At 68.7% G+C, this 23,380-nt stretch carries 21 protein-coding genes; 10 read left to right on the forward strand and 11 right to left on the reverse strand.

Going from position 1 to position 23,380, the window contains the following annotated elements; translation table 11 throughout:
- Positions 1–8: 8 nt before the first annotated feature.
- The 4 genes from guaB (at position 9) to G554_RS0110930 (ending at position 4,224) form a co-directional block, all read left to right on the forward strand.
- The gene (gene guaB / locus G554_RS0110915; protein WP_027587918.1) at positions 9–1,541 is read left to right on the forward strand and encodes an IMP dehydrogenase; all 1,533 of its coding nucleotides are present in this window, start codon (positions 9–11) and stop codon (positions 1,539–1,541) included.
- 92 nt (positions 1,542–1,633) lie between these two features.
- Entirely contained in the window at positions 1,634–2,737 is a 1,104-nt protein-coding gene (locus tag G554_RS0110920) for a GuaB3 family IMP dehydrogenase-related protein (RefSeq protein WP_027587919.1), read from the forward strand.
- Positions 2,738–2,857: 120 nt separating this feature from the next.
- Positions 2,858–3,877 (forward strand): adenosine deaminase, encoded by a 1,020-nt coding sequence (gene add, locus G554_RS0110925; RefSeq protein ID WP_027587920.1) that lies wholly within the window; start codon positions 2,858–2,860, stop codon positions 3,875–3,877.
- Positions 3,878–3,909: 32 nt separating this feature from the next.
- On the forward strand, positions 3,910–4,224 hold the full coding sequence (locus G554_RS0110930; RefSeq protein WP_027587921.1) for a chorismate mutase: 315 nt from the start codon (positions 3,910–3,912) through the stop codon (positions 4,222–4,224).
- Positions 4,225–4,230: 6 nt separating this feature from the next.
- Here G554_RS0110930 and cysE read toward each other — a convergent pair whose 3' ends face one another.
- Positions 4,231–4,797: a serine O-acetyltransferase gene (gene cysE, locus G554_RS0110935; protein ID WP_027587922.1), complete on the reverse strand. Its 567-nt coding sequence runs from the start codon at positions 4,795–4,797 to the stop codon at positions 4,231–4,233.
- Between the two features lie 188 nt (positions 4,798–4,985).
- Here cysE and guaA point away from each other — a divergent pair, with 188 nt between their 5' ends.
- Entirely contained in the window at positions 4,986–6,539 is a 1,554-nt protein-coding gene (gene guaA, locus G554_RS0110940) for a glutamine-hydrolyzing GMP synthase (protein ID WP_027587923.1), read from the forward strand.
- Positions 6,540–6,619: 80 nt separating this feature from the next.
- Here the strand turns inward: guaA and G554_RS16835 are convergent, their stop codons facing one another.
- From G554_RS16835 to G554_RS0110955, 3 genes are read right to left on the reverse strand one after another with little or no spacing between them, the layout of a single operon-like run.
- The gene (locus G554_RS16835) at positions 6,620–6,940 is read right to left on the reverse strand and encodes a PspC domain-containing protein (protein ID WP_084648484.1); all 321 of its coding nucleotides are present in this window, start codon (positions 6,938–6,940) and stop codon (positions 6,620–6,622) included.
- The gene (locus tag G554_RS0110950) at positions 6,937–7,149 is read right to left on the reverse strand and encodes a hypothetical protein (protein ID WP_027587924.1); all 213 of its coding nucleotides are present in this window, start codon (positions 7,147–7,149) and stop codon (positions 6,937–6,939) included. The genes G554_RS16835 and G554_RS0110950 overlap by 4 nt, the downstream gene beginning before the upstream one ends.
- On the reverse strand, positions 7,146–8,288 hold the full coding sequence (locus G554_RS0110955; RefSeq protein ID WP_027587925.1) for a PspC domain-containing protein: 1,143 nt from the start codon (positions 8,286–8,288) through the stop codon (positions 7,146–7,148). Before G554_RS0110955 ends, G554_RS0110950 begins: the two co-directional genes overlap by 4 nt.
- Positions 8,289–8,484: 196 nt before the next feature.
- Here G554_RS0110955 and G554_RS15965 point away from each other — a divergent pair, with 196 nt between their 5' ends.
- The gene (locus G554_RS15965) at positions 8,485–9,936 is read left to right on the forward strand and encodes an ATP-binding protein (protein WP_051232935.1); all 1,452 of its coding nucleotides are present in this window, start codon (positions 8,485–8,487) and stop codon (positions 9,934–9,936) included.
- 6 nt (positions 9,937–9,942) lie between these two features.
- Positions 9,943–10,614: a LuxR C-terminal-related transcriptional regulator gene (locus tag G554_RS0110965; RefSeq protein ID WP_027587926.1), complete on the forward strand. Its 672-nt coding sequence runs from the start codon at positions 9,943–9,945 to the stop codon at positions 10,612–10,614.
- Positions 10,615–10,643: 29 nt separating this feature from the next.
- On the opposite strand, the gene G554_RS0110970 is transcribed toward G554_RS0110965, so the two are convergent.
- Genes G554_RS0110970 through G554_RS0110990 form a run of 5 tightly spaced genes read right to left on the reverse strand, consistent with a single transcriptional unit; the run spans position 10,644 to position 14,992 of the window.
- Positions 10,644–10,907, reverse strand: coding sequence for a GlsB/YeaQ/YmgE family stress response membrane protein (locus G554_RS0110970; RefSeq protein WP_027587927.1), 264 nt, complete (start codon positions 10,905–10,907; stop codon positions 10,644–10,646).
- 41 nt (positions 10,908–10,948) lie between these two features.
- Positions 10,949–12,208 (reverse strand): phospholipase D-like domain-containing protein, encoded by a 1,260-nt coding sequence (locus tag G554_RS0110975; RefSeq protein WP_027587928.1) that lies wholly within the window; start codon positions 12,206–12,208, stop codon positions 10,949–10,951.
- A gap of 47 nt (positions 12,209–12,255) precedes the next feature.
- On the reverse strand, positions 12,256–12,912 hold the full coding sequence (locus G554_RS0110980; RefSeq protein WP_036925388.1) for a methionine ABC transporter permease: 657 nt from the start codon (positions 12,910–12,912) through the stop codon (positions 12,256–12,258).
- Positions 12,912–13,973, reverse strand: a complete 1,062-nt coding sequence (locus tag G554_RS15970) for a methionine ABC transporter ATP-binding protein (protein ID WP_051232938.1) — start codon at positions 13,971–13,973, stop codon at positions 12,912–12,914. The genes G554_RS0110980 and G554_RS15970 overlap by 1 nt, the downstream gene beginning before the upstream one ends.
- Entirely contained in the window at positions 13,970–14,992 is a 1,023-nt protein-coding gene (locus G554_RS0110990) for a MetQ/NlpA family ABC transporter substrate-binding protein (RefSeq protein WP_036925390.1), read from the reverse strand. The genes G554_RS15970 and G554_RS0110990 overlap by 4 nt, the downstream gene beginning before the upstream one ends.
- Positions 14,993–15,517: 525 nt before the next feature.
- Here G554_RS0110990 and pcrA point away from each other — a divergent pair.
- On the forward strand, positions 15,518–18,019 hold the full coding sequence (gene pcrA / locus G554_RS0111000) for a DNA helicase PcrA (RefSeq protein WP_027587931.1): 2,502 nt from the start codon (positions 15,518–15,520) through the stop codon (positions 18,017–18,019).
- A gap of 9 nt (positions 18,020–18,028) precedes the next feature.
- On the opposite strand, the gene G554_RS18535 is transcribed toward pcrA, so the two are convergent.
- Positions 18,029–19,186, reverse strand: a complete 1,158-nt coding sequence (locus G554_RS18535) for a M23 family metallopeptidase (protein WP_051232940.1) — start codon at positions 19,184–19,186, stop codon at positions 18,029–18,031.
- Positions 19,187–19,466: 280 nt separating this feature from the next.
- Between G554_RS18535 and sucC the strand changes: the two genes are divergently transcribed.
- Both sucC and sucD read left to right on the forward strand, forming a co-directional pair.
- Positions 19,467–20,642, forward strand: a complete 1,176-nt coding sequence (sucC, locus tag G554_RS0111010; RefSeq protein ID WP_027587932.1) for an ADP-forming succinate--CoA ligase subunit beta — start codon at positions 19,467–19,469, stop codon at positions 20,640–20,642.
- 5 nt (positions 20,643–20,647) lie between these two features.
- A complete protein-coding gene (sucD, locus tag G554_RS0111015; RefSeq protein ID WP_027587933.1) occupies positions 20,648–21,541 on the forward strand; it encodes a succinate--CoA ligase subunit alpha in 894 nt (297 codons plus the stop codon).
- A 31-nt stretch (positions 21,542–21,572) separates the two neighbouring features.
- Here the strand turns inward: sucD and G554_RS17745 are convergent, their stop codons facing one another.
- Positions 21,573–23,264 carry a hypothetical protein gene (locus G554_RS17745; protein ID WP_027587934.1) on the reverse strand — a complete coding sequence of 564 codons (1,692 nt, stop codon included), beginning with the start codon at positions 23,262–23,264 and terminating at the stop codon, positions 21,573–21,575.
- Between the last annotated feature and the right edge of the window lie 116 nt (positions 23,265–23,380).

Here is a 23,380-nt window from a genome sequence, read left to right on the forward strand (position 1 = left end):
GGCTGCCCATGAGCGACTCCGTCGATCGCAACGACTCCGACCGCACTCCCACCCTCGACGAGATCGCCCCCCTGGCGCTCACCTTCGATGACGTGCTGCTGCAGCCCGTGGAGAGCAATGTGATCCCCTCGGAGGTGGACACCAGCACCCAGGTGTCACGATCCATCCGGCTGGCGATGCCGCTCCTCAGCGCCGCGATGGACACCGTCACCGAGACCAGGATGGCCGTCGCGATGGCGCGCGAGGGGGGCCTGGGGATCCTGCACCGCAACTCCCCGATCGACAAGCAGGCCGAGATGGTCGACCATGTCAAGCGCTCGGAGGCCGGCATGATCGACGAGCCGATCACCATCGGCCCCGATGCGAGCCTGTCCGACGCCGAGCACCTCTGCCACACCTTCCGGATCTCCGGTGTCCCGGTGGTCGACCCCACCGGCCACCTGGTGGGTATCATCACCAACCGCGACATGCGCTTCGAGGAGAACCCGCGGCGTCCGATCCGGGAGGTGATGACCAGCATGCCGCTCATCACGGCCCCGGTCGGCACCCCTCCCTCCGACGCCCTGAAACTGCTGGCGGCGCACAAGATCGAGAAGCTCCCCCTGGTCGATGCCGACGGCCGGCTGAAGGGGCTGTTCACACTCAAGGACTTCGTCAAGTCCAACCAGTACCCCAACGCCACCAAGGACCCGCAGGGCCGGCTCCGGGTGGGCGCCGGGATCGGATTCTTCGGGAGCTCCTGGGAGCGGGCGATGGCGCTGGTCGAGGAGGGGGTCGACCTCATCGTGGTCGACACCGCCCACGGCCACACCCAGGGCGTGCTGGACATGATCCATCGGCTCAAGCACGACAAGGCAGCGGCCGGGGTCGACATCGTCGCCGGCAATATCGCCACCTACAAGGCCGCGAAGGCGCTGTGCGAGGCGGGCGCCGACGGGGTCAAGGTCGGCATCGGGCCGGGTTCGATCTGCACCACCCGGGTGGTCGCCGGAGTCGGCGTCCCCCAGGTCACCGCGATCATGGACGCCAGCCGGGCCGCCCGCCAGTACCACGTCCCGGTGATCGCCGACGGCGGGCTGCAGTACTCCGGCGATATCGCCAAGGCGATCGTGGCCGGCGCCTCCTCGGTGATGCTGGGCTCCCTGCTGGCCGGTTGCGAGGAGTCCCCGGGGGAACTCGTGTTCATCAACGGCAAGCAGTTCAAGAGCTACCGGGGGATGGGCTCGCTGGGTGCGATGTCGGCCCGCGGGGAGCAGCTGTCCTACTCCAAGGACCGCTACTTCCAGGGTGACGTGACCTCCAACGACAAGATCATCCCCGAGGGCATCGAGGGTCAGGTGGCCTACCGCGGCCCGTTGGGAGCAGTCGCCTACCAGCTGGTCGGCGGGCTGCGCCAGGCGATGTTCTACACCGGGGCCCGCACCCTCGATGAGATGCACACCCGAGGCCACTTCGTGCGGATCACCTCGGCGGGGCTGCGCGAGTCCCATCCCCACGACATCCAGATGACCGTCGAGGCGCCGAACTACTCCGGGCGCTGACCGGACTCCCGCTCAACTGACTCTCGGCCGCCGCGGAGATCCCGCCCGGTCCCAGAAAACTCCGGCGTCAGGCAGCGCCGAGGGAAGGAAAAATGTACGACATCGGACGCAGCAAGCGCGCGACCAGGGCCTATGGGCTCGACGACATCGCGATCGTGCCCTCCCGGCGTACCCGTGGCACCGACAAGGTGAACCTCGACTGGAAGATCGACGCCCTGACCTTCGACTTCCCGATCATGGCCGCTCCGATGGACTCGGTGATGAGCCCCCAGACCGCCATCGCATTCGGCCGGCTCGGCGGGCTGGGGGTGCTCAACCTCGAGGGGCTGTGGACCCGGTACGAGGACCCGAGCGCGCTGATCGACGAACTGGACCGGATCGATGACCAGCTCACCGCCACCCGCCGGATGCAGGAGATCTACTCCGCACCGATCGACAAGGACCTCATCACCGAGCGGATGAAGCAGATCCGCGACGCCGGGGTCCCGGTGGCCGGTTCGCTGTCACCCAAGAATGCCTCCCAGTTCTCCGATGTGGTGGAGAAGGCCGGGGTCGACTTCTTCGTCATCCGGGGCACCACGGTCTCGGCCGAGCACGTCTCGGACCGCGACGACGTGCTGGACCTGCGCAGGTTCATCTACGACCTCGACGTGCCGGTGATCGTCGGCGGCTGTGCCACCTACCAGACCGCTCTGCACCTGATGCGAACCGGTGCTGCCGGCGTGCTGGTCGGTTTCGGCGGCGGTGCGGCACACACCACCCGGCAGGTGCTGGGTATCGAGGTGCCGATGGCCTCCGCCATCGCCGACGTCGCCGAGGCCCGCCGCGACTACATGGACGAGTCGGGGGGACGCTACGTCCACGTCATCGCCGACGGCTCGGTGGGCCGTTCCGGTGACATCGCCAAGGCGATCGCCTGCGGGGCGGACGCCGTGATGGTCGGTTCCCCGCTCGCCCGTGCCCAGGAGGCTCCTGGCAAGGGCTGGCACTGGGGGGCCGAGGCCTGGCACGGCACCCTGCCGCGCGGTGAGCGAGTCCGGTTCGCGCCGGTCGGCACCCTGGCCGAGGTCGTCAACGGTCCGTCCCGGGTCCCCGACGGCACCATGAATCTGGTCGGCGGGCTGCGCCAGGCGATGGCCACCACCGGATACTCCGATGTGAAGTCCTTCCAGCGCATCGAGCTGATCCTGCACTGAGCTGATCCAGGGCTGAGCTCATGCCGGGCTGACCGGGTGACGATCAGCACCGGGCGCTCTAGAGTGCTGTCGGGTACCGGGCCCATCCGGTACCCGCACATGAAGGGAAGCGAACACCCGATGAGTCCTGATCGTGAGTTCATCACCGGTCTGCCGAAGGCCGAGTTGCATCTTCACCTGGAGGGCACCCTCGAACCCGAGCTCAAGCTCGAACTGGCCCGGCGCAACGGCGTCGACATCGGCCAGACGAGCATCGATCAGATTCGCGACTCCTATCACTTCGTCGATCTCACCAGCTTTCTGGCGGTCTACTACCCGGCGATGCAGGTCCTGGTCACCGAACAGGACTTCCACGACCTGGCGATCGCCTACCTGCGCCGGGCGGCCGCCGACGGGATCGTCCACACCGAGATGTTCTTCGACCCGCAGGCCCACACCGACCGCGGGATCCCCTTCGCCACCGTCATCGACGGGCTGTGGTCGGCGGTCCAGGAGGCCCCGGCGCTCGGCGTCGACGCCTCCTTGATCATGTGTTTCCTGCGTGATCTGAGCGCCGAGTCGGCGATGGCGACACTGGAGGCGTCACTGCCCTACAAGGACCGGATCATCGGTGTCGGGCTGGACTCCGATGAGCGCGACAACCCGCCCGAGAAGTTCACCGAGGTCTTCGCCAGGGCCCGGCAGGCCGGCTACCGGCTCACCATGCACTGCGACATCGACCAGCCCGACTCGATCGACCACATCGAGACCGTGATCCACCGGATCGGGGTCTCCCGAATCGATCACGGTACCAACCTGGTGGAGGACCCCGCACTCGTCGAGGAGGTCCGCGATCGGGGCATCGGGTTGACCTGCTGCCCGATGTCGAACTCCTTCGTCACCGTCGGGCACACCCCGACCATGAAGGGGGAGGAGATCGTCCAGCTGCTCCGCGCGGGGGTCAAGGTGTCCTTGGCCTCCGACGACCCGGCCTACTTCGGCGGGTACCTGGTCGACAACTTCGTCGGGCTGGTCGAGAGGATGGACCTGAGCCGCGAGGAGGTCATCCAGCTGGCCCGCAACTCCTTGGAGATCAGCTGGTTGGACGCCGGGCGGAGGACCCGGTTGCTCGACCGTCTGGAGGACTACGTCGCCCGGTGAGTCGCACCGGGCCGATCCTCTAGGCTGTCGCCATGAGCGATGTGCCCCCAGAACTCGCCGAACTGCGAAACAGCATCGACAACATGGACGCCGCCCTGATCCATCTGCTGGCCGAGCGGTTCAAGATCACCCAGCGGGTCGGGGTACTCAAGGCCACCGTCGGCCTGCCGCCTGCCGACCCTGACCGGGAGAAGGAGCAGATCTGCCGGCTGCGCCAGCTGGCCGAGGTCTCCCACCTGGATCCGGAGTTCGCCGAGAAGTTCATCAGCTTCATCGTCGCCGAGGTGGTCCGCCACCACGAGGACATCAAGGAGGCCGCCGAGCGCGGCGACATCCCCCACCCCTGAGCGGGCTCAGGCGATGACATCTCCGGAGTGCACCACGCTGGGGATCCCCACGATGACAGCACCGGCGGCGACATCTTTGACCACCAGCGCATTGGCGCCGATCTTGGCGTCGTCACCGATCGTGATGTCCCCGATGACCTTGGCGCCGGCGCCGATCAGCACCCGGTTGCCGACCGTGGGGTGGCGCTTGAAGCGGCCACGCGCCCGGCCACCCAGGGTGACCTGGTGGTAGATCAGGACGTCATCGCCGACGATCGCCGTCTCCCCGATCACCACACCCATCCCGTGGTCGATGAAGAACCGCCGTCCGATGGTGGCACCGGGATGGATCTCGATGCCGGTGTAGTGACGCGAGATCTGCGACAGGATCCGGGCCATCGGACGCAGCACGGGCCACCTGGTCCAGATGTAGTGGGCGACCCGGTGCGACCAGATGGCGTGCACCCCCTGGTAGGAGATCGCCACCAGCACCCGGGAGGTCGCCGCGGGGTCCTCGCGCATCGCCGCGTCCAGGTCCTCAGACATTCGCTCACGGATCATCTGAAGGTTCTCGCGCAACGACCGGGATGTCATGTGTACCTCATCGGATCAGGACCTGAGTGGATCGGGACGTGACACAGCGTATCCACTCCACGACGGTGACAGTAGTGCTCGGGGTCCGGCCCCGGCAGGTCCCCCCGCCGGCCGGTCGACGCGATACGGCGTCTGCCCTGTGACCGGCGGTTCGAGACTGTCGCCCGGGCGCCATAGACTTGCCAGCCATGGAACAACTCCATGACGCCGTCCTGGTCGTCGACTACGGTGCTCAGTACGCTCAGCTCATTGCCCGACGGGTGCGCGAGGCCTCCGTCTACTCCGAGATCGTGCCCCACACGATGTCCGTCGAGGACATGCTGGCCAAGGACCCGGCTGCCATCATCCTGTCCGGGGGGCCCAGCTCGGTCTACGCGGACGGCGCCCCCCAGGTCGACCCGGCGATGTTCTCCGCCGGGGTCCCGGTGATGGGCATCTGCTACGGATTCCAGGTGATGGCCGAGGCCCTGGGCGGCACCGTCGCCAAGACCGGCACCAGCGAGTACGGCCGCACCAGCCTGTGCATCACCGCCCCCGGCCATCTGCTCTCACGGATCCCGCACACCATCAGCGTGTGGATGAGTCACGGTGACTCGGTGGAGCGGGCACCGGAGGGGTTCACCACGCTGGCGCGCACCGCCGGAGCCCCGGTGGCGGCCTTCGAGGACGTCGAGCGGCAGCTGGTCGGCGTCCAGTGGCATCCGGAGGTGGCCCACACCGAGTCCGGTCAGGCCGTCATGGAGCACTTCCTGTTCGACGTGGCGGGCTGTCGACCCGACTGGACGGCGTCCAGCATCGTCAGCGACCAGATCAGCCGGATCCGCGCCGAGGTGGGGGACCGCAGGGTGATCTGCGGACTGTCCGGCGGGGTCGACTCAGCAGTGGCCGCGGCCCTGGTCCAGCGGGCCGTCGGGGACCAGCTCACCTGCGTCTTCGTCGACCACGGCCTGCTGCGCAAGGGGGAGGCCGACCAGGTCAAGAAGGACTTCGTGGCGGCCACCGGGGCCGACCTGGTGGTCACCGACGAGTCCGAGCGTTTCCTGGGAGCGCTGGCCGGGGTCTGCGACCCCGAGGCCAAGCGCAAGATCATCGGGCGCGAGTTCATCCGCGCCTTCGAGGACGTGGCCCGCAACCTCAACGACGGCCAGCCGATCGACTTCCTGGTCCAGGGCACCCTGTACCCCGACGTGGTGGAGTCCGGTGGCGGTGACGGGGCGGCCAATATCAAGAGCCACCACAACGTCGGCGGCCTTCCCGAGGACCTCAAGTTCACCCTCGTCGAGCCGCTGCGCACCCTGTTCAAGGACGAGGTGAGGGCGGTCGGCAGCGAACTGGGGCTGCCTGACGAGATGGTCTGGCGTCAGCCCTTCCCCGGCCCCGGGCTGGCCATCCGGATCATCGGGGAGGTCACCAGCGAGCGCCTGGAGCTGCTGCGCGAGGCCGACTTCATCGCCCGTGAGGAGATCCGGCGGGCCGGCCTCAACCGCAAGATCTGGCAGTGCCCGGTGGTGCTGCTGGCCAATGTCCATTCCGTGGGGGTCCAGGGAGACGGGCGGACCTACGGGTCGCCGATCATGCTGCGCCCGGTCACCAGTGAGGACGCCATGACCGCCGACTGGGCCAGGGTGCCCTACGACGTGCTGGAGAAGATCTCGACGCGGATCACCAACACCCTGCCGCAGATCAACCGGGTGGCCCTGGATATCACCAGCAAGCCGCCGGCCACCATCGAGTGGGAGTGAGCGCCAGACAGCAGCGGGGCCCGGGATCTCTCCTGGGCCCCGCTGCTGTGGTCAGGGGGAGGACGCCGGTCGGCGCCGCGTCACTCCTCGGTGTAGGGATTGAAGGTGTCGCCCGACCCGGACTGGTCGCCGGGGGCGGCCGGGTCGGTGGGCCCGTGCTTGCGGCTGTTCCATGAGGTGCGGGCCTGCTCGGCGGCCTCGGTGGCGAAGCTGGAACCGTCCTCCTCGTTGGGGATGACGGCCCAGGCGACCAGGTAGATCAATGGGCCGGCTCCGGCGAACAGCACCAGGGCGGCGGCAGCGATCCTCACCAGGGTGACGTCGAGGTCCATGCTGCGGGCGATGCCGGCGCACACGCCGCCGAGCAGTCGGCCTTCCTTGGGGCGGGTGATCTTGGTCATGATCGGTGTCCTTTCGGGATGAGTGACAATACGACTCCGAGGGTCCCCAGTCCGATGAGGACAACGGGCCCCAGATGTGTGAGGTCGCGCCAGTTGATACGGGCGTCCAGGGCCAGCGCGACTCCCAGCCCTGAGACGATGGCCAGCAGCAGCCCCCAGATGAGGGCGCTGATGTCGAGGGTGCCGGTTCTGCGGTGCGGAGCAGTCATGGTGTCATGACCTCCACAGTGGCGCCGACGGCTTTGACATGAAGGGTCCAGGTCGGCGCTCCGGGCAGATGTGGACCGGTCCACTCGGTACTGCCGCCGCCGGCCAGCACGCTCTTGTCGGGGGTGGTGAGGGTGGCCCCGGCGGTGTCGGCGATCACGGTCACGTTGAGACCCTTCGGGATGGTGATGGTGACGTCGGACCCGATCGCCGCGACCGTCGTGCTCCGATCCCCGGTGAGGGTGAGACGGGAGGCGTCGATATCGGCTCGGGTACCGGTCACGGTGATTCCTGGGTCGGGGATCTCGGCGGCCTGGTGCCAGCTCATCTGTGCCGGGGAACCGGAGACCACCTGGTCGGGTATCCCGGCGCGCGGCACGGCCGCCGCACCGGTCAGCGCCAGGGCCAGGATCAGTCCCAGTGTCACGCCCAGGTGAGGGCGCCGGGTCCAGATGCCGGCCAGCTGGAAGGACGCCACCACGGCCAGCGCCATCGAGATCGCCAGCACCCACCGATGGGGTACCGGGACCGCCAACCCGATGGCCCCGGCCACCGCCGCCAGCGCCAGCATGAGTCCCAGCAATGGCCAGCTCTTGGCCGTCCGCGGCGCCGCGGTGCGGTGCACCCCGGGCGACGGGGCCGCCGGCGCCGTCACCTGGTAGGGATCGAAGGAGGGCATCCGGGTGGCCGTCGCAGCAGCAGACGCCGGCGGGGCCGGTAGCTGTCGTGGACTCCGGTGTGCACGAGCACTGCGCCGGCGCGAGCGGCGGGCCATCCACCAGGCCAGCGCCACGATGGCGGCCGGTGCCAGCCCGAAGGGAGTGACATGGCTGAGCAGCGGAGCGGTCACCGCCCACACCACCACCAGCAGCACGATCATCTGCCACCGGTGAAGCGCTGCCAACCGGGGAAGGTGCCGGGCTGCGATCGACGGGCCGTCCGGGGCGGGCATCAGCACCCAGGCGGCGGCGTAGAGCACCACTCCCACCCCCATGCTGAGCCCCAGCAGCACCGCCAGCACTCGCACCAGCAGCGGATCGACGTCCCAGTACTCCGCCAGTCCCTGGCAGACGCCGCCGGCCACCGGGGCCGAGGAGCTGCGGTGCGCCCGCTCCCACAGCGGGGTCTGCCCGGTGATCACGGGGACAGTCGCACCAGCAGCAGACGCCCCGGGTGCTGACCCGGGTGCTGGCTGCGGCTTGGTGACCGTCCTTGATGGCATGGCCCCCATGCTGCCCCCTCGGACCGGTCGGCAACATCGGGAATGACCCTGATCCAGCACCCATTCTGCGGCCATCCGGTGGAGAGCACAGCCGCACAGTGCCAGTGTGGAGGCCATGGCCGGGCAGCAGAGCGGAGCGAGCGGACCCCCGCGGGTCGGACCGGACTCACCCTCTGCCGGCGACCAGGATGTCGACGTCCGGGAGCCGCGACGGGCCTACCGCCGACATGAACAGGGCTGGGCCGTCGGGGTGGCCGCCGGGCTCGCCGAGCACCTGGGAATCCGGGTGTGGATCGTGCGGCTGGCCTTCGTGGCACTGTCCTTCTGCTACCTGATCGGGCCGATCCTCTACGGGGCACTGTGGATCCTGCTGCCCAGGGCCGAGACGGCGGCCTCCAGCCCGGGCCTGGACTCGGCGGACCGATTGGGCCTGCGCAGCAGACCGGAGGTCGGTACCGGCGCCGATGAGCAGGCCGGGCCATCCCCTCGCTCGAGCCTGACCGGGGCGCTGTTGCTGGTCGGCGTCGGACTGTTGTGGGTCCTCCAGTCGGTCGGCTTCGGGCTGTCGGCACGGTGGTTCTGGCCGGTGGTGCTGGCCGCCGGAGGGGTGGCGATGGTCTGGCGGCAGGCCGATGACTCCGCCTCGGCCGATCATCCGGCCGGCCGCCGGTGGTGGAGCGAGATGCTGGGGCGCGGCGGCCGGCTCGCGGCGGTGCGGGTCGGCTGCGGGATGGCCCTGGTGGGCTGTGCGGTCTCCCTGGTGGCGGCCTCCCAGATCGGTGTCGACGAGTTCCCGACCCTGGCCCTGATGGCCCTGATGGTGCTCGTCGGGGTGGGGCTGGTGGCCGCACCCTGGGTGCGCTCCTGGCAGCTGCGGTTGCGGCGGGCCGACTCCGAGAAGGCGGTGGCCGATGCCCGGGCCGACATGGCCGCCCATCTGCACGATTCCGTGCTGCAGACCCTGGCGCTGATCCAGCGCCAGTCCGACGATCCCAGAGCGGTGGCCACCCTGGCCCGGCGACAGGAGAGAGAACTGCGCGAGTGGCTCTACGGCGGGGCCACCGGCTCCTCGTCGCCCGATGCCGGTCCCGGCGACCAGCCACGGGCCGGTGAGTCGGTGGCCACCCTCCACAGGGCACTGGCCGGCGAGACCGGCCGGATCGAGAGCGAACGCGGGGTCGCCGTGGAGCTGGTGTGTGTCGGCGATGTGGCGATGGACGACGGGCTGGGGGTGCTCGTGCAGGCCGCCGCAGAAGCCGTCACCAATGCCGCCAAGCATTCCGGGGCATCGCGGATCGACGTCTACGCCGAGATCGAGCCGGGCCTGGTCGAGGTCTTCGTCCGCGACCGCGGTTGTGGCTTCGACCCCGATGACATCGCCGATGACAGGATGGGGGTGCGGCGCTCGATCATCGGGCGGATGGAGCGCCACGGTGGCACCGCCACCGTTCGTTCGGCACCTGGTGAGGGCACCGAGATCAGGTTGGCGATGGCCCCGGCCGGCGGCTCCGCAGGAGAACCTGCCCAGCACGCCGCCGGGCCCGGCACGACAATGAGAGCAGGTTGAGGTCGGATGAGTGAGTACTACACCCCGGTGAGCATCGTGCTGGTCGATGACCATGAGATGTTCCGGGTCGGGGTGCATGCCGAGATGGACCAGCACCGCGACAGGGTGCGAGTGGTCGGGGAGGGCTGGGACGTCGACTCCTCGGTCAAGGCCGTGATGGCCGCCCGCCCGCAGGTGGTACTGCTCGATGTGCATCTTCCCGGGGGTGGCGGCGCAGAGGTGATCAAGCAGTGCGATACCGCCGGCCTCGACCCCACCGCCACCCGCTTCCTGGCGCTGTCGGTCTCCGACGCCGCCGAGGACGTCATCTCGGTGATCCGTGCCGGCGCTCGCGGCTACGTCACCAAGTCGATCTCCTCACCGGAGCTGCTGGACGCCATCGACCGGGTCTCCACCGGGGATGCGGTGTTCTCCCCGCGGCTGGCCGGTTTCGTGCTGGACGCCTTCTCGGGATCCATCGAGGTCGCCAGTATCGATGAGGACCTGGACCGGCTCTCCCCGCGGGAACGCGAGGTGATGCGGCTGATCGCCCGTGGCTACGCCTACAAGGAGGTGGCCAGGGAGCTGTACATCTCGGTGAAGACGGTGGAGACCCACGTGTCCAATGTGCTGCGCAAGCTGCAGCTGTCCAACCGTCATGAGCTGACCCGGTGGGCGACCGACCGACGCCTGATCTGAGCTGCGGGCGGATCAGCCGGCCGCGCTGATCACTTGCGGTGGCCGGTGACCAGACCCCAGATGAACAGCAGGATGACCGAGCCGAGCACGGCCAGTCCCCAGGTGGACAGGCTCCAGAACCTGTCGATGCCGACGTGGAAGACCCTGCTGCCGATCCATCCGCCGACCACCGCGCCGACCACGCCGAGGACGATGGTGGCCAGGCAGCCGGTGGGCTTCCTGTCCCCAGGCACGATGGCCTTCGCGATGCCGCCGGCGATCAACCCCAGAACAACCCACCCGATGAATCCCATGACGACAATGCTAGGTCACCGGGGTCGACTGCGCCCTCAGCTCAGAACAGCGGCCGCCAGGGGGACAGCAGGGTCTCGGTGAACTTGGCCACCAGGGAGCGTTGGCGCCATGCGTCCAGATCGACCTCGACGCAGTTGTGCGAGTCGATCTCGAAGATTTCCTCGAGCCGGGTGGCCACCGGCGCGCCGGCGATCGAGATGTTGACCTCATAATTGCCCAGCAGCGACAACCGGTCGAGGTTGGCCGTGCCGATCGTCGACCAGGCCCCGTCGATGGTGCACGTCTTGGCGTGCACCATGGCACCCTGGTACAGCAGCAGATGGACCCCGGTGGCCAGCAACCGCTCGTAGTAGCCGCGGCTCAGCCAGTCGGCGACCACATGATTGGACTCGGCGGGCATGATGATCCGGACGTCGACCCCCCGGGCACTGGCCTTGGTGAGCGCTCCCATCAGGTCCTCGTCGGGGATGAAGTAGGCCTGCGTCATCCAGATCCGCTTCGAGGCGCGGTCGATCGCCTCCAGGTACATGTTGCGGATCGGGTACATCGCCATCCGCGGCACATTGCGGCGCACCTCGATGGCGCCGTCCCACCTCAGCGGGCCGGACATCTCGAGGAGCTGTCCGGTGCGCCGGCCCGGCAGCCCGGCGTAGGGACGGAGGTTCCACTTGTCGACGAAGGCATTCTCCAGGTCGGCGACGCTGGGCCCGACGATCCGGGCGTGGGTGTCGCGCCACCGCTCGGCATAGCTCGAGCCGATGTTGTAGCCGCCGATGTAGCCGATCCGCGAGTCCACGATGAGCAACTTGCGGTGGTCACGGCCGAGGTTGCGCAGGCTCGGCAGGCCGGGAGTGATGAGCGGGTGGGGTCGCACGTGGACCCCGGTGAGACCTGCGAAGAAGCCGGGTCCGACGACCAGGTTGGCGAACTCGTCCCAGATCGCGTACACCTCGACCCCGCGCGCCGCGGCGTCGACCAGGGCCTGGCGGAACTGGGTACCGACCTCGTCGGGCTTCCAGATGAAGGTCTCGAAGTAGACGGTGCGGGTGGCGGAGGCGATGTCGGCCAGCATCTGGGCGTAGAGGTCTCGTCCGAAGGTGAAGACGCTGACCTCGTCCTCCCCACTGGCCACCTGCTCCACCGGGGAGGTCGGGAAGCGGTAGGGGCGCCGGGACCGACGCTTGATCGCGTTGAAGGTGACCAGCGCCCCGGCGGAGGCCAGCTGCGCGGCGAGCAGGCCTCCGCCGATCCAGTTCGCCGCCCGGCGGAGGCGTCCTGGATGACGTGAGCTGCGGGCCATGGCGTCACCCTATCGGTACCGGCCGCCGGAACGGGAGGACGGCCGGGCTACCTGCGCATCGCCTTGCGAGCCAGGGCATTGCCGGCGAACTGGGCGGCCTGGACGATGATGATGATGGTGACCACCGCGATGAGGGTGACCGTCCAGTTGAACCGCTGGTAGCCGTACTGGATGGCGAACTGGCCCAGTCCGCCGCCACCGATCGCGCCAGCGATCGCTGTCATGTCCACGATCGCGATGAGGACATAGGTGTAGCCCAGCACCAGGGGCCCGAGTGCCTCGCGGGCGACCACCCCGAAGAGGATCCGCCAGGGTCCGGCGCCCATCGCCCGAGCCGCCTCGATGACGCCGGGATCGACGGTGACCAGGTTCTGCTCGACGATCCTCGACATCGCGAAGGTGGCGGCGATGCACAGCGGGAAGGTGGCCGCACTCACACCGATGGTGGTGCCGACCACCTTGAGGGTGAGCGGGCCGATCGCGGTCATGAAGATGATGAAGGGGATCGGCCGCACGATGTTCACCACGACGTTGAGCACGGTGTTGACCGCCCGGTGGGCCAGCAGACCGCCACGACGGGTGGCGTACAGCACGATGCCGAGCACCAGTCCGAGAGCGCCGCCCACGATCAGGGTGACCGCCGCCATGAACAGGGTCTGCCAGATCGCATCCAGATAGACCGGTTTGAGGGTCTGCCAGTCCATCACGCCTCCTTCTGGTTGTCGGTGCTCTGCGGGCCGGGGGCCGACGCCGCGTCCCCGGAGATGGCAGTCAGTCGACGGGCCGCTGCGGCCACGTCCTCCGGAGGGCCCGTCAGGGCGAGGGTGTAGTTGCCCAGTGCCCCGTCGCGGATCTCGATGACTCCGCCGTGGACGATCCGGAAGGCGACCTTCTGGTGGCGGCCCAGCTCGGCCAGTGCGGCACCGAAGGCTGCCGCGTCGACGCTGGGGACGTCCACCAGGGTGGCTCCGGGGTTCTGGCGGTGCAGTCTGTCGACCTCGGCGGCGTCCGGGTGCTGGCCGATGATGGTCGACAGGAACCGCTGGGTGGTCTCGGCAGTCGGGTGGGCGAAGATCTCGCGGGTCGGGCCGGTCTCGATGAGACGGCCGTGCTCCAGAACGGCGACCCGGTCGGCGATCGAGCGCACCACCTCCATCTCATGAGTGATGACGATGACGGTGACGCCGAGCTCGGCATTGATCCGGCGCAGCAGGGCCAGCACATCGGCGGTGGTCTCTGGATCCAGGGCCGAGGTGGACTCATCGGCCAGCAGGATCGAGGGCCGCCTGGCCAGTGCCCGGGCGATGCCGACCCGCTGCTTCTGGCCACCCGACAGCTGGTCGGGGTAGGTCCAGGCCCGCTCGGTCAGCCCCACGAAGGACAGCAGCTCGGTGACCCTGGCGCGTGTCTCGGTTCCCGACCAGCCTGCCAGCTTCAGGGGATAGCCGACGTTGTCGTAGACCGTGCGCGAGTTGAACAGGTTGAACTGCTGGAAGATCATCCCGATGTCGCCGCGCAGCGGCCGCAGCTGGCGCTCGCTGAACCGGGAGATGTCGGTCCCCTTGACGGTGACGGTCCCCGAGGTGGGCTGCTCCAGGCCGTTGATCAGCCTCACCAGGGTGGACTTGCCGGCTCCTGACTGGCCGATGACCGCAGAGATCTCGCCATCGTGGAAGTCCAGGGTGACGTCGTCGAGGGCGTGCACAGGACCCGACCGGGTCGCGAATGTCTTCGCGACCCGGTCGAGGCGGATGATCGCGCTCACTTGTGCTCGATCTCGGTCTGCAGCTTGTCAAGGGCGGTCTGCAGATCGGCCTGGGACTTGCCGGTGACGATCTCGGCGGTGTTCTGGGACTCCTCGGTGACGGCCTTGGTGACCTCGGGATCGTGCCAGAGCTGGGCCACCTTGAGGTATGTGGCGTTGTCCTTGTCCTTGGCGCGGGCGGCGAAGATATTGATGTAGGGGGCGGACTCGGAGCTGTTCGGGTCGTCGGAGGCCAGCGCCGACTCGGGATCGAGCTTGGCGTCCAGGGCGAAGCCGTTGTTGATGACCGAGGCGGCCACGCTCGGCAGGGCGGTGACGGTCTGGGAGGCGTCCACGGCGGTGACACTCACCTTGGACTGGTCGGCCAGCACGTCGGCGGGGGTCGACAGCGGGGATCCGCCGTCCTTCAGCTTGAGCAGCCCTGCCTTCTGCAGCAGCAGCAGGGCGCGTCCCTGGTTGGTGTCGTCATTGGGGATGGCGACCTTGGCACCGGCCGGGATCTGGCTGATCGCGGTGTGCTTCTTGGAGTAGATCGACAGCGGGACGATGTAGGTCGAGGCCAGCGGGATGAGGTTGTCGTGGTTCTCGACGTTGTAATTGGCCAGGAAGAAGATGTGCTGGAAGTAGTTGAGATCGATCTGCCCCTGGGACAGTGCCCGGTTGGGCTGGTTGTAGTCGCTGAAGTCCACCTTCTTGATGGTGATGCCCTGATCGGCGGCCTTCCTGATGAGGATCGGCCAGAACTTGGCGCCGGCCTCGGTGGTGCCGATCCGCACCGTCGTGGTGGCTGCGGCGGGCGATCCACCGGCCGTGGCGGCCTCGGGCGAGGAATTGCGCTGGGTGGCCCAGACGACCACTGCGGCGATGATCGCTGCCACCACGACCGCTGCGGTGATGATCAGTCCCTTGCGGGATCCGCGGGGCTTCTCGGGCAGAGCCTGGGGGGAGTCGGGGGAGGTGCCGGCGCCGGGTGCGTCGCCGGTCGGGGAGTTCGAGTCGGGAGGGGAAGGGGTGCTCATGGTGATGCTCCTGGGGCATGGAACTGGCTGGATGCCAGTGGGAGGATTCGGATCGGATGATTCGGCGGGGGTGCGCTCCGACTGGTGCGGACGCCTCGGTCCACAGCCGGTTCACGCGATGAGGGCAGACTCCGCCATCGGAGGTCCTGCGGTGAGATATCGGTTCGGCCCCGATGAGGGATCAATGCGATCCGGTGAGGGATCGGCCTGATCGGGGGCCGGGCGAGTCAGCAGGTGCCGGTCATTCGGCAACACATGACATCGTCACAGCCCATCATCATCGCTGCGCGCTGGTTGGCGCGAACGAGATGGCTGCTGGCGATCGCCATGGTTTCTCTCCTTGTCAGGTGACCCTGCTGCAGTGGTGATGCCAGGCTCGAGAACCTGGGCCGATGATCGCGGAGTAGCACTGCGATCAATGTTTCAGCTGTGTTTCGCCACTTCGACGGTGACACTATGAGCCGGGACACCGGAAGTCAAACCGTCCTCGACTCGTCTGCCAGGGGCCGTAGTGTTGTCCTCGCCATGAGTGACGCCACCCCAGACCTGTTCTCCTTCTTCGCCGCGCCCCGGGACCAGCCCCCGGAGCCGGGGACCCAGCAGTCGCAGGCTCCGGCGCGCCCCGGCGTGCTGCCCTCGGCGCCGGGGGAGCTAGCGGCCGCCCGTCCCGCCAGCGAGACCGAGCTGCTGGAGGGCCTCAACCCGCCCCAGCGAGAGGCTGTGCTGCATGCCGGCTCCCCGGTGCTGGTGGTGGCCGGTGCCGGATCGGGCAAGACCCGGGTGCTCACCCGTCGGATCGCCCACCTGGTCCAGGTGCGCGGCGTCCACCCCGGATCCATTCTGGCCATCACCTTCACCAACAAGGCCGCCGCGGAGATGAAGGCCAGGGTGGTCGAACTGGTGGGACGCAGGGCCCGCCCGATGTGGGTCTCCACCTTCCACTCGGCCGCGGTACGGATACTGCGCTCCGACATCGACCGGCTGGGGATGTCGCGAAACTTCTCGATCTACGACGACACCGACGCCAAGCGGCTGATCGCCCTGGTGACCCGGGACGCCAACCTGGACCCCAAGAAGTTCCCGCCGCGCCAGGTGATGAACTGGATCTCGGAGCAGAAGAACGAGCTGGTCGACCCGGCGGCTGCCGCCGACGCCGCCAGCACCGGCAATGACAGGATCCACGCAGATCTCTACGCCGAGTACCAACGGCGTCTGAGGGCGGCCAATGCCCTGGACTTCGACGACCTCATCATGTCCACGGTGATGCTGCTGAGAGACTTCCCGGATCTGCGCGAGCAGTACCGGCGCCGGTTCCGCCATGTCCTGGTCGACGAGTACCAGGACACCAACACTGCCCAGTACCAGTTCATCCGGGCGCTGTGCGGAATCGATGGGGGAGTCGCCGATCAGACCGACGACGGTGAGCAGGCCAGAACCGTCGACCCCCCGGAGCTGATGGTGGTGGGCGACTCCGACCAGTCGATCTATGCCTTCCGCGGCGCCACCATCCGCAACATTCTCGACTTCGACAAGGACTTCCCCGGCGCCCGCACCATCCTCCTGGAGCAGAACTACCGCTCCACCCAGACCATCCTCAGCGCTGCCAACAGTCTGATCCAGGTCAACCCGAACCGGCCGGCGAAGAACCTGTGGACGGACGCCGGAGATGGCGAGAAGATCGTCGGCTACGTCGCCGACACCGAGCATGACGAGGCCGCCTGGGTGGGACGCACCATCGACGAACTCGTCGACGCCGGCAGGACCAGCTACGGCGAGGTGGCGGTCTTCTACCGCACCAATGCCCAGTCACGTCCCTTCGAGGACGTCTTCATCCGCACCGGGCTGCCCTACCGGGTGGTCGGGGGAGTGCGGTTCTACGAGCGGCGCGAGGTGCGAGATGCCGTCGCCTATCTGCGGGCGATCGCCAACCCGGCCGATGACATCTCGGTGAGACGGATCCTCAATGTCCCGAAGCGGGGAATCGGGGCGCGTGCCGAGGCCAGCCTCGAGGTCTTCGCGACCGCCCGTCGGATCCCCTTCTCCGAGGCCGTCTCGAGGGCCGGGGAGATCACCTCGATGGCCAGCCGGTCGATGCATCAGATCGCCTCCTTCGCCGAGCTGATGGAGACCCACCGGCAGATGGTCGCCGAGGGCAGGCGGGCCGATGAGATCCTGGACTCGATCCTCAAGAAGTCCGGCTACATCGCCGAACTGGAGAACTCCAAGGATCCCCAGGACGAGACCCGGCTGGAGAACCTCGTCGAGCTGTTGTCGGTGGCACAGGAGTTCGTCTCCCGGGTGCACACCATCGACCTGGGGACCGGGGCGGAGGATCCGGCCCAGGGCCCGTCTGCGGTGGAGGCCGATGACTCGTTGCCGGCCTTCCTGGAGCAGATCGCCCTGGTCGCCGACTCCGACGCGCTGCCCGAGGAGGGTGACGGGGTGATCACCCTGATGACCCTGCACACCGCCAAGGGATTGGAGTTCGACACCGTCTTCGTCACCGGTTTCGAGGACGGCGTCTTCCCTCATGCCCGGTCCCTGGCCGATCCCAAGGAACTCGCCGAGGAACGCCGGCTGGCCTATGTCGGCCTCACCCGGGCTCGCAAGCGGCTGATGCTGTCGCGGGCGGTGGTGCGGACCACCTGGGGCCAGCCCCAGTACAACCCGGCGAGCCGATTCATCGACGAGATCCCTGCCGAGCTGGTGCACTGGGAGCGGGTGGCCGACGCGGCCCCCAGCTGGGCCTCGACGGCCGACTCCGGTTCCCGGCGAGCCCGCGCCAGCCTCGACGACGAGGGTCCGGTATTCGGCTCGGGGACCGGCCTCGGTGCTGGACGCTCCAGAGCGACCAAGGCGCCAGCCGTCTCGCTGGCCCCCGGGGACAAGGTGCTGCACACCCAGTTCGGGTTGGGCACCGTGCTGGCCACCAAGGGCTCAGGAGGAAGTGCCACCGCCGACGTCGACTTCGGGTCAGTGGGGACCAAGCGGCTGGCGCTGAAGTTCGCCCCCCTCGAGAAGCTCTGAGCCCCGGGATCAGGGCTTGAGACCCAGGGACCTCAGGAAGACCAGCGGGTCGGTGGTGCTGTAGACATCCCCAGGGGTGGTGCCCTGCGGGTAGTACTCGAAGTGCAGATGACAGCCGAAGGCGCGGCCGGTCTGCCCGGAGTAGCCGATCAGCTGGCCGGGCTTGACGATCTGCCCGGGGGTCACCCCGATGCTGGACATGTGGGCGTAGAGCACCGACCCGCCATTGGCCAGGTGGATGACCACGTGGTTACCGGCCCAGGATGCGGAGACCTGCTGGCCGACCACACCGGTGGCAACCGCGTACAGCGGAGTGCCACAGGCGGCGACGAAGTCCTCGCCGGTGTGCCAGCGGGCCCACACCCCGGTCTCCCCCCAGTAGGAGCCCAAGGTGTAGGAACCGGGACGGACCGGCATCGAGGCTCCGCCGTCGTTGGTGATGGCGGCGGTGGTGCCGGGGGTGATCTTGACCCCGGAGGCGGCGGCGGCCTTGGCGAGCCGTTCCTCGGCTGCCTTCTTCTCGGCAGCGATCTGCTTGGCGCGCTTCTTCACCGCCGCGACGGAGGCGTCCATCTCCTTGGCGCGGGCGGTCTCGGAGACCGAGGCCGCATTGCTCTGGATCTCGTCAGTGGTGGTGGCCAGGTTGGTGCTGCGCTGTTGGGCGGCGGTCTGGCTCATCGCCTTGTCGATCTGGGAGCGCACGCTGTTGCGGGAGACCGAGGAGCCACGGGCATCGCGCGAGCTCCGAGCGGCCTTGTCGGCCTTGGAGCGCGAGCTGGTGGTGTTCGACGAGAGGCCCTCGGTCGGAGAGGTCGAATCGGTCTGCGGGACGGCCCTGGTGATATCGGGCCGGGAGGTGTCGACGGCCAGCGAGTTCAGATTGGTGGCCGCCGAGCTGGAGGCGCTGGCCATCATCACGCCACCGACGCTCACCGAGGCCAGCACCGCGACGACCGCGGCGGCGATGCCGACCCGCAGGGGGGAGTGACGTCGCCGTTCGATGAAGGGCCGGTCCTGGTCGGCATCAAGGTCCCGGGTGAGGGCGTCCTGGGGGGTCAACGGCGTCTCGGCGTCATCCCGGTCGTCGCGGTCCTCGTCGACGATGACCGACCTGCGGAGGAACTCCAACGGTGCGAATCCGCCCTGGCGTTGCCTGTGTGTGCTCACTGAACTCCTCGTTACCTGGACCGGGGTTCGCGGGGGAGGCGAGTCCCGGTCCTGCGACGTCCGTACCGGGGCGCCGGTGCAATTCTGAGAAAACTGTAGCATCTCTCAGGAAGTGCTCCAACTCGCCTGATCAACCAATGCCGGGCGCGCTTCCGGCGGCGTTGGTAGTGTGGCGGCGGCTGCCCAGTCCGGCCTCGATGCCGGCCAGTCACAGACCCGAAGGGGCTCACCGTCGACTGCCCTCAACGGCAGCACATCAACCTCGCAGAGCGGAGAGATTGTGGATCTGTACGAGTATCAAGCCCGGGACCTCTTTGAGGCCCACGGGGTCCCGGTGCTCCGGGGTATTGTCGCCGAGACTCCGCAGGAGGCCTCACGGGCCGCTGCCGAGCTGGGCACCCCGGTGGTCGCCGTCAAGGCCCAGGTCAAGGTCGGCGGCCGCGGCAAGGCCGGCGGGGTCAAGATCGCCAGATCCCCCGAACAGGCCGGGGAGCAGGCTGCCGCCATCCTCGGGATGGACATCAAGGGTCACACGGTGGCCAAGGTGATGATCGCGGAGGGAGCCCAGATCGCCGAGGAGTACTACTTCTCGATCCTGCTGGACCGCGGTGAGCGCCAGTACCTCGCGATGTGCTCGCGCGAGGGGGGGATGGACATCGAGACCCTGGCCCGGGAGCGCCCCGAGGCACTGGCGAAGGTGCCGGTCGACCCGCTGGTGGGTATCGACGAGGCCAAGGCCGTCGAGATCCTGGAGGCTGCCGGATTCGACGCGGCGGCCCGGCCTGCGATCGTCCCGGTGATCCTCAAGCTGTGGGAGGTCTTCACCGGCGAGGACGCCACCCTGGTCGAGGTCAACCCGATGGTTCGCACCGATGACGGCCGGATCATCGCCCTGGACGGGAAGGTGACCCTGGACGGCAATGCCGCCTTCCGCCACCCCGACCATGCAGGCCTGGTGGACCGGGCCGCCACCGATCCGCTGGAACTGCGCGCCTCGGAGCTCGGTCTCAACTACGTCAAGCTTGACGGATCGGTCGGCGTCATCGGCAACGGTGCAGGCCTGGTGATGAGCACCCTGGACGTCGTCGCCTACGCCGGAGAGAACCTCCCCGGATCCCCCAGACCGGCGAACTTCCTGGACATCGGCGGCGGCGCCTCGGCCGAGGTGATGGCCAATGGACTGGATCTCATCATCTCCGACCCGCAGGTGCGCTCGGTCTTCGTCAATGTCTTCGGCGGCATCACGGCCTGCGACGAGGTGGCCCACGGCATCAAGGGTGCTCTGGAGACCCTCGGCGACAAGGCCAGCAAGCCACTGGTGGTCCGGCTGGACGGCAACAACGTCGAGCAGGGTCGCGCGATCCTTCACGACTTCAACCATCCACTGGTGACCATGGTGGCCACCATGGACGAGGCGGCCAGCAGGGCCGCCGAGCTCGCATCCCAGGAGGCCTGAGAACCATGTCCATCATTCTCGATCAGAACTCAAGGATCATCGTCCAGGGCATGACCGGCTCCGAGGGGATGAAGCACACCCAGCGGATGCTCGCCAGCGGCTCGCGGATCGTCGGCGGGGTCAACCCCCGCAAGGCCGGCCAGACGGTCGGCTTCGAGGGGGACGTCGTGGTGCCGGTGTTCGGCACCGTGGCGGAGGCGATGGCGGCCACCGGTGCCAATGTGACGGTGGTCTTCGTCCCCGCCAGATTCACCGGAGCCGCCGTGATGGAGGCCATCGAGGCCGAGATCCCCTTGGTGGTGTGCATCACCGAGGGGGTCCCTGCCGCCGATGAGACGAGATTCGTCGCAGCCGCCCGCAGGACGGGCAAAACCCGGATCATCGGGCCGAACTGCCCGGGCATCATCAGCCCAGGCAAGTCCAATGCCGGCATCACCCCTGCCGACATCACCGGGCCCGGCCGGGTCGGGCTGGTCTCCAAGTCCGGCACCCTGACCTACCAGCTGATGTTCGAGGTGCGCGATCTGGGGATCTCCACGGCACTGGGGATCGGCGGGGACCCGGTGGTGGGCACCACCCACATCGATGCCCTGCAGGCCTTCCAGGATGATCCGGAGACCGACGTCATCGTGATGATCGGCGAGATCGGGGGAGACGCCGAGGAACGGGCCGCGGCCTACATCAAGGAGCACATCACCAAGCCGGTGATCGGATATGTGGCCGGGTTCACCGCCCCCGAGGGCAAGACGATGGGCCACGCCGGTGCCATCGTGTCGGGCTCCTCGGGAACCGCGTCAGCCAAGAAGGAGGCTCTCGAGGCGGCCGGTGTGCGGGTCGGCAGGACTCCCTCCGAGACAGCTCAGCTGGCCCATCAGGCGGTCACCGCACTGACGCGGTAGCGCCTCCGAGCCGACCGGGCCGGCGGGCCGCTCAGCTGTGCTGGGTGGCCCGCTGGGCGGCCCGGACGGCCAGCTGGGTCCAGGCGTCGTCACCGAACTTGTAGGTCGGGGTGACATTGGCCAGCAGGTAGACCAGCTGGTTGCCGACGGTGGTCACCGAGACCTGGAAGACCGCCTGATGGCCCGATCCGGCGTCCTGGGTCACCAGGAAGGACCGCCCCGCGATCCTGGCGTCGTTGTCGCCGGTGCCGGTGAAGGTCTTCGCGTTGCCGACCTTGGCGGTGGCGAGGGTCTTGGCACAGCCGGCGATGCTGTCGCCGATTTTCTTGGCGAAGGCCTGGGCCCCCGCCGCGTTGGAGAAGGTGAACTTCACGGTGTCGAGGCCGAATCCCTGCGGAGCCGACGGGTCCTTGTAGAGCAGGTAGGTACGCTGCTGGCGGGCCGAGGGACCCGAGGCGGTGGCCAGGGTCACCCCCTCGCACTGGGTGCCCTTGCTGGAGACCCCGGCGGGGGCGGCCGCCTGCCATTCCCCCTGATCGGCGGTCAGCCTGGGCAGGTCCGAGGTGATCAACCAGCCCGGCTCCCCGGAGACGGGGGGAACGCCCTGGGTGGTCCGCACCGTGGTGGGACAGCTTCCGGCGGCCGGCCTGCAGCTGCGTGCGGCCGCCTTGGCGATCGCCTCGGCGGCCAACGAGGCGGCCACCGGGGAGCCGGAGCTCGCGGCGTCCAGGGCCTGGATCTCGCGGCCGGTGCGCGCCAGCACCACGGTGCGGTACTGGGTGGCAGCACCCTGGAAGGCGAAGGTCACCGCCATCGCCTGGTCGGCCAGTCCGGTGATGGTGCTGGCGGAGACGATCAGCGCCGGCACCGAGTCGCAGGCGGCCAGCGAGGCGGCCTCGGAGGCGTAGGCCGTCCTCGCGGTGGCCACATCGGGGTAGCTGTCGACCCTGTTCAGCGCCGATGTCCCGGTGCCGGCCGAGGAGGTGAAGGCGCGCTGCCAGGTCGACAGCGGATTGGGATGACTCGTGTCGCGGACGATGCAGGAGATGGCCTCGGGGGAGTCCGCCGAGACCGTGGCCACCGTGGACGCCACCTGCCAGGAGCTCTTGGGATCCAGCAGGGTCGCCTCGGGGGCACTCATCAGCGCATCCTGTGGCAGCGGAGTGGCTGAGCCGCTGCTGCTGGCCGGGCCGGATGGGGCGTCGGCCATCGGCGTCCGGTGAGTGAACCGGGAGACCGTCACCACCACGATGGCGGCCAGCAGCACGGCGACCAGGCCCCAGAGCCACCAGCGGCGGCCCGACCCACGATCGACCACCAACTCGTCAGCACCGGGCTGCGCGTGGCGGCCGGTCGAGTGCCGCCCGGAGCTGCCGCGTCCGGGACCCGCCGCGTCCTCGGACGGATCGGCTGCGGCCCGCGCCAGTGGTGGTGAGGCCTGCGGGGAGGCGGGGACGACCGGCTCTCCAGAGCTGGAGCGGCTCGGCTGACGGTGCCGGTCCCTGCGTCGGGACCGGGGGCCACCGGCGGCGGGTCGCCGGAAAGCGGCATCGGGGTCGGCATCCTCCGGCTGGTCCGGCTCGGCGGCCTGCTCGGCCGATTCGGGCGGCAGCCCGCGGCGCGCGGCGCTGGAGCGAGGTTCCGTCGAGTCCCGATCGGTGCCCTGGGGCTGAGAGCTCTCGGGTATCCCGCGCCGGGGCCAGCTGGTGGGTTCCTCACTCACTCGGATGCCTCCAGGAGTAGACAACGTGACATCGCAACTTGACGTTGCAGGACATCGCGACTCGCCGGGGCCGGTCCGGTCGGGCGCCCGGCGCGCAGTCGCGTCTGCTCCGGCAG

Source organism: Acidipropionibacterium thoenii DSM 20276 (assembly GCF_000423445.1).
GTDB classification, from domain to species: domain Bacteria; phylum Actinomycetota; class Actinomycetes; order Propionibacteriales; family Propionibacteriaceae; genus Acidipropionibacterium; species Acidipropionibacterium thoenii.

Bases quoted from the DNA above. Each gene is read 5' to 3' on its own strand.
- guaB (WP_027587918.1), top strand. From the start codon at position 9: ATGAGCGACTCCGTCGATCGCAACGACTCCGACCGCACTCCCACCCTC.
- G554_RS0110920 (WP_027587919.1), top strand. From the start codon at position 1,634: ATGTACGACATCGGACGCAGCAAGCGCGCGACCAGGGCCTATGGGCTC.
- add (WP_027587920.1), top strand. From the start codon at position 2,858: ATGAGTCCTGATCGTGAGTTCATCACCGGTCTGCCGAAGGCCGAGTTG.
- G554_RS0110930 (WP_027587921.1), top strand. From the start codon at position 3,910: ATGAGCGATGTGCCCCCAGAACTCGCCGAACTGCGAAACAGCATCGAC.
- cysE (WP_027587922.1), bottom strand. From the start codon at position 4,797: ATGACATCCCGGTCGTTGCGCGAGAACCTTCAGATGATCCGTGAGCGA.
- guaA (WP_027587923.1), top strand. From the start codon at position 4,986: ATGGAACAACTCCATGACGCCGTCCTGGTCGTCGACTACGGTGCTCAG.
- G554_RS16835 (WP_084648484.1), bottom strand. From the start codon at position 6,940: ATGACCAAGATCACCCGCCCCAAGGAAGGCCGACTGCTCGGCGGCGTG.
- G554_RS0110950 (WP_027587924.1), bottom strand. From the start codon at position 7,149: ATGACTGCTCCGCACCGCAGAACCGGCACCCTCGACATCAGCGCCCTC.
- G554_RS15965 (WP_051232935.1), top strand. From the start codon at position 8,485: ATGGCCGGGCAGCAGAGCGGAGCGAGCGGACCCCCGCGGGTCGGACCG.
- G554_RS0110965 (WP_027587926.1), top strand. From the start codon at position 9,943: ATGAGTGAGTACTACACCCCGGTGAGCATCGTGCTGGTCGATGACCAT.
- G554_RS0110970 (WP_027587927.1), bottom strand. From the start codon at position 10,907: ATGGGATTCATCGGGTGGGTTGTTCTGGGGTTGATCGCCGGCGGCATC.
- G554_RS0110975 (WP_027587928.1), bottom strand. From the start codon at position 12,208: ATGGCCCGCAGCTCACGTCATCCAGGACGCCTCCGCCGGGCGGCGAAC.
- G554_RS0110980 (WP_036925388.1), bottom strand. From the start codon at position 12,912: ATGGACTGGCAGACCCTCAAACCGGTCTATCTGGATGCGATCTGGCAG.
- G554_RS0110990 (WP_036925390.1), bottom strand. From the start codon at position 14,992: ATGAGCACCCCTTCCCCTCCCGACTCGAACTCCCCGACCGGCGACGCA.
- pcrA (WP_027587931.1), top strand. From the start codon at position 15,518: ATGAGTGACGCCACCCCAGACCTGTTCTCCTTCTTCGCCGCGCCCCGG.
- sucD (WP_027587933.1), top strand. From the start codon at position 20,648: ATGTCCATCATTCTCGATCAGAACTCAAGGATCATCGTCCAGGGCATG.